This is a genomic window from Protofrankia sp. Cr1, assembly GCF_963555865.1.
Classification (GTDB): domain Bacteria; phylum Actinomycetota; class Actinomycetes; order Frankiales; family Frankiaceae; genus Protofrankia.
In genome coordinates, this window is the sequence record NZ_CAUVXO010000358.1 from 1 (window position 1) to 5,351 (window position 5,351).

Here is a 5,351-nt window from a genome sequence, read left to right on the forward strand (position 1 = left end):
GCCTTCTCCTTGGCGATGTCAAGCGGCCGGATGCTGGTTTTGGCCGCGAGCGCGGCGTCGTCGAGCAGGTGCGCGGGGATCAGCCAGACGACCTCGAACTCCAGACCGTCCGGGTCGTGTGCGTACAGGCTCTTGGTCGTGCCGTGGTCGGACGCGCCGACCAGAGCCCCGGCCTCGGTGAGCCGGCGCGCGGTCGTCTCAAGCTCGGTGAGGGTGCCGACCTCCCACGCGATGTGGTACATGCCGACGGTCGAACGCCCCGCCTGTGAGGCACCGGCGGCTGCGCCGATCTGGAACATGCCGATGTCGTGGTCGTTGGTGGAGTCCGGCGCGCGCAGGAACGCGGCCTGGCCCGGTACCGACACCACGGTCTGGAAGTCGAGGATGTCGGTGTAGAAGGCGGCCGTGCGTGCGACGTCGCGTACATAGAGGACGACGTGGTTGAGGCGGTGGATGCCCATGACTTCTCCCTGCGGCCTTCGGTGCCGGCCACGTGGCGCCGGCTCGGTTCTGTTGAGCCTTCAACTATCTTCACGGTACCTCGAGTCGAAGGTGGCGATCCGGGTCGTGCGGTGTCCGAACCTTCGTGGCCGGAGGAGTAGGTAGAGAAGGCTGCTATCACGACGAAAATCGCCTACCGGGTTCGACCGCCACCCGGTGACGGTAGGTGGAAACGGTCGCTATCCCGACGGAAGCTACCTACCGTCACCATGTGGCGGTCACTGGCAAACGCCGCGGGGGTAGGGCAGTGTGGGCGGGGTGGGACGGGTGACAGCACGCAGACGGGTTTTGCGGATTTCCGTCGACGGCGAGCGCGCGGCGCGGCCCGACAGCCTGGCCGGTGAGGAACCGCTGGAGCTGCGGGTCGGCGGTAAGCCGCTGACCGTGACCATGCGTACGCCCGGGCATGATATCGATCTTGTTCTGGGTTTCCTGGCCGGCGAGGGGATCATCGGCAGCGGGTCGGACGTCACGGCTATTCGTTACTGCGCCAGTGCCGCCAGTGCCGCCAGTGCCGCCAGTGCCGCCAGTGCCGTCGGCGGCGCTGCCGACCGTCAGGACCAGGATGTCCAGACCTACAACGAAGTCCAGACCTACAACGTTGTCGACATCACCCTCGCCCCGAGCGTTCCCAGGCCGGATGTCAGCATCGAGCGCGCCTTCTACACCAGCAGCTCCTGCGGACTGTGCGGGAAGACCAGCATCGACGGGGTCCGGCTGCGCAGCCGGTACGAGGTGGACGCCGACCCGCTGGTGCTGCGCCCGGATGTGGTGCTCGCGCTTCCCGACCGGCTTCGCCTGGCGCAGAAGGTCTTTGCCACCACCGGTGGGTTGCACGCCGCCGCGATCGCGGACGCCGACGGGAACCTGCTGGTGGTCCGGGAGGACGTCGGCCGCCACAACGCGGTCGACAAGGTCGTCGGCTGGGCGGCGCGTGAAGGGCAGCTGCCCTTGCGCGAACGGGTCCTGGTGGTCAGCGGCCGCGCGTCGTTCGAGCTGACCCAGAAGGCGCTGTTGGCCGGGATTCCCGCGCTGGTCGCGGTGTCCGCGCCGTCATCGCTCGCGGCGGACCTGGCCCAGGAGGCCGGGATGACGCTGGTCGGGTTCGTCCGCGGCGGCTCGATGAACGTCTACACCGGTGCGCACCGCATTGCCGACGCACTGGTGAACAGCGGTTCATGATGAGAGGATTCCAACGATGCCACGTCATGCTCCACGGGAGGACAGCGGCGAGAGCGGGATCAGGGTCGGTTCCCCCGCGTCGTCCGCGGCCGGTATTCCCGGTGTGCTGCACGCGATGGCGCATGTCCGTGACCAGCTGGGTGTCCGCCGCGGAGTCCGCTCGCTGCTCGCGCTGAACCAGGTCGACGGTTTCGACTGTCCCGGGTGTGCCTGGCCCGAAGGCGACCCGGCCGAGCGCAGAAGGGCCGAGTTCTGCGAGAACGGCGCCAAGGCCGTCGCCGAGGAGGCGACCCTTCGTCGGATCACCCCCGCGTTCTTCGCCGAGTACCCCATTGGTGACCTTGCCGCCCGCAGCGGTTACTGGCTGGGTCAGCAGGGCCGCCTCACCGAGCCGATGTACAAGGCGGCCGGGGCGGAGCACTACGTCCCGGTGGGTTGGGATGATGCGTTCGCGATTGTCGCCGAGGAACTGCAGGCGCTCGACAGCCCGGACGAGGCGGCCTTCTACACGTCCGGGCGGGCCAGCAATGAGGCAGCCTTCGTCTATCAGTTGTTCGTGCGGGCCTTTGGCACGAACAACCTGCCGGACTGCTCGAACATGTGCCACGAGTCGTCCGGGTCCGCGCTGACCGAAACGATCGGCGTGGGCAAGGGCAGCGTAAGCCTCGACGATCTCGCCAAAGCTGACCTGATCTTCATTGTGGGGCAGAATCCGGGCACGAACCATCCGCGGATGCTCACCGCGCTGGAGGCGGCCAAGCGCGCGGGAACGAGCATCATCGCGATCAACCCGCTGCCCGAGGCGGGTCTGCTGCGGTTCCGTAACCCGCAGCATCCCAGTGGCGTCATCGGGTCTGGCACGGTGCTGGCCGACCAGTTCCTGAAGATCCGCCTCGGCGGTGACCTGGCCCTGTTCCAGGCGATCAACGCACGCCTGCTGGCCGCCGAGGACGCGCGGCCGGGGCAGGTACTCGACCGGGCGTTCATCGACACCCATACCGACGGCTTCGCCGAGCTGGCCGCGCAGCTGCGGACGCTGTCCGCCGATGATGTTCGGGCCGCCACGGGCCTGGCCGACACGGAGATCGACCAGGTCGTGCAGCGGGTGCTGGCCGCACAACGGATCATCGTCTGTTGGGCGATGGGGCTCACCCAGCACCGTGACTCGGTGCCCACGATCCGAGAGGTCGTCAACTTCCTGCTGCTGCGCGGCAACATCGGTCGTCCCGGTGCCGGGGTATGTCCGGTGCGCGGGCACAGCAACGTCCAGGGCGACCGGACCATGGGCATCTGGGAGAAGCCGCCGGCGCTCTTTCTCGACCGGCTGGCGGCCGAGTTCGGTTTCGATCCGCCGCGCGAACACGGGCTCGACGTGGTCGACACGGTGCGGGCGATGCGCGACGGCAGGGTGAAGGTGTTCACCGCACTCGGCGGGAACTTCGTCGCGGCCACCCCTGATTCCGAGGTCACCGAGGCCGCGATCCGGCGGCTGCGACTGAGCGTCCAGGTGTCGACCAAACTGAACCGATCGCATACCGTCACCGGCCGGCGGGCGTTGATCCTGCCCACGCTCGGCCGTACCGAGATCGACGTGCAGGCCGGCGGGCCGCAGTTCGTCACGGTCGAGGACTCGATGAGCGCGGTGCACGCCTCCCGAGGGAATCTCGCGCCCGCCTCGGTCGCGCTGCGTTCGGAGGTGGCGATCGTCTGCGGATTGGCCCGGGCGACGCTGGGCGACCGTGTCGCCGTCGACTGGGAGGGGCTCACCGCCGACTACGGTCGCGTCCGCGGACATATCGGCCGGGTCGTCCCCGGCTGTGAGGAATTCGAGGTGAAGGTCGCGCGGCCCGGTGGGTTCGTCCTCGCGCACCCGCCGCGGGACTCCCGCACCTTCCCGACCGAGACCGGGCGGGCCCGGCTCACCGTCAACACCCTGGACGTGCTGCGGGTTCCACCCGGGCATCTGCTGTTGCAGACGGTCCGTTCGCACGACCAGTTCAACACCACGATCTACGGGCTGGACGACCGTTACCGCGGCGTCCGTCAGGGCCGCCGGGTCGTGTTCGTCAACCCCGACGATCTCGCCGCCCTGACCATCGCCGACGGCGATCAGGTCGATCTGGTCAGCGTGTGGAAGGACGGCGTCCTCCGGCGCGCGGCGGACTTTCGGGTGGTGGCGTATCCGACCGCGGCCGGCTGTGCCGCCGCCTATTTCCCGGAGACCAACGTCCTTGTGCCGCTGGACAGTACCGCGGCGGTCAGTAATACTCCTACGTCCAAGTCGATCGTAATCCGTCTGGAACCAGTCGTAGCCGCCCGGCGGGGACGATTCTCAAATCTGTTACATCAGGTGGAAATTTCTGATTCATCCGGGTGAACGGAAGGCTGTTGTTGTCTCAGTCCGGCGCTGCTGACAGTTGGAGCCGGCGCGATCTGCGAGGCTGACGGACGTGATAACACTGGCGGCTTGTGCGTTTTGTTCCCTGTTGGTGTGGTTGGTGCTACTGGGCGGCCACGGAATGTTCTGGTGCACCGACACCCGGCTTGATCCCGATGATGCCTTGGCGCGGGGCGGAGCCGAGCCGCCCGGCGGCTGGCCCGCGGTCACCGTGATCGTCCCCGCTCGGGACGAGGCTGAGATGTTGCCGCACAGTCTGCCGTCGCTGCTCGGCCAGCATTACCCCGGTTCGCTGCGGGTCGTGCTGGTCGACGACGCCAGCGACGACGGAACCGGTGACGTTGCCCGTGCGCTGGGCCGGCATCCCGATGCACAGGTGCCGTTGACGGTCATCACCAGCCAGCCACGGCCGGCCGGCTGGGTCGGCAAGGTGTGGGCGCTGGAACAGGGCATGCGCACCGTGCCACCGGATGTGGACTGGCTGCTGTTCACCGACGCTGACATCGCCCACGGCCCGGATTCGGTCACCCGGCTGGTGAGCCACGCAACCAGCCGCGGTCTCGACCTCACGTCGCTGATGGCCGTGCTACGCACTCAGAACCGCTGGGAGAGGATCATCATCCCGGCCTTCGTCTACTTCTTCGCCCAGCTCTATCCGTTCCGCCGGGCCAACCGGCCCGACGCGAGGACGTCGGCCGCGGCCGGGGGCTGTGTACTCCTGCGCCGGGCCGCGCTGGAACGTGCCGGGGGGCTGGCCGCCATCTCCGGCGCGGTCATCGACGACTGTTCCCTGGCCAGCGCGGTCAAGCGGACCGGTGGCCGGACCTGGTTGGGCCTCGCCGACCGCGGGCCGCGCGGCGTGCGCAGCGTCCGGCCCTACCCGCAGCTGGCAGACCTGTGGAAGATGGTCGCCCGCAGCGCGTACACCCAGCTCCGGCATTCCCCGGCGCTGCTCGTCGGTACCGTTGTCGGACTGATCTTCGCCTACCTCATCCCGCCGCTCGCCGCGGTGGCCGGCCTGGCGGGTCTCGCCGCCGGTGCCGGTGGCGGCGCCGCGGCCGTTGCCGCTGTGGCCGGGATCAGCGCCTGGGTGGTGATGACCATCACCTACCTCCCGATGGTCCGTTACTACCGCCAGCCGCTGCCCGTCGTCCTGACTCTCCCCGCGGTGGCGGTCCTCTACGTGCTCATGACACTGGACTCGGCGCGGGCACACCGCCGTGGCCACGGCGCCGCGTGGAAGGGGCGCGCCTACTCGGCGTCGGACTCC

At 68.7% G+C, this 5,351-nt stretch carries 4 protein-coding genes; 3 read left to right on the forward strand and 1 reads right to left on the reverse strand.

Features of this window, described 5'->3' with window-relative positions:
- Nucleotides 1-461 (reverse strand): VOC family protein (locus tag U9980_RS21230; protein WP_322769531.1); only part of this gene is annotated, 461 nt, incomplete at its 3' end.
- A 298-nt stretch (nt 462-759) separates the two neighbouring features.
- Between U9980_RS21230 and fdhD the strand changes: the two genes are divergently transcribed.
- The 3 genes from fdhD to U9980_RS21245 form a co-directional block, all read left to right on the forward strand.
- A complete protein-coding gene (fdhD, locus tag U9980_RS21235; RefSeq protein ID WP_322769532.1) occupies nt 760-1,683 on the forward strand; it encodes a formate dehydrogenase accessory sulfurtransferase FdhD in 924 nt (307 codons plus the stop codon).
- 16 nt (nt 1,684-1,699) lie between these two features.
- Entirely contained in the window at nt 1,700-4,060 is a 2,361-nt protein-coding gene (locus U9980_RS21240) for an FdhF/YdeP family oxidoreductase (RefSeq protein WP_322769533.1), read from the forward strand.
- Between the two features lie 73 nt (nt 4,061-4,133).
- The coding region (locus U9980_RS21245; RefSeq protein ID WP_322769534.1) for a glycosyltransferase at nt 4,134-5,351 on the forward strand (1,218 nt) is incomplete at its 3' end.

What these genes read in the sequence shown, in the direction of transcription:
- U9980_RS21240 (WP_322769533.1), top strand. Translation starts at nt 1,700, where the DNA reads ATGCCACGTCATGCTCCACGGGAGGACAGCGGCGAGAGCGGGATCAGG.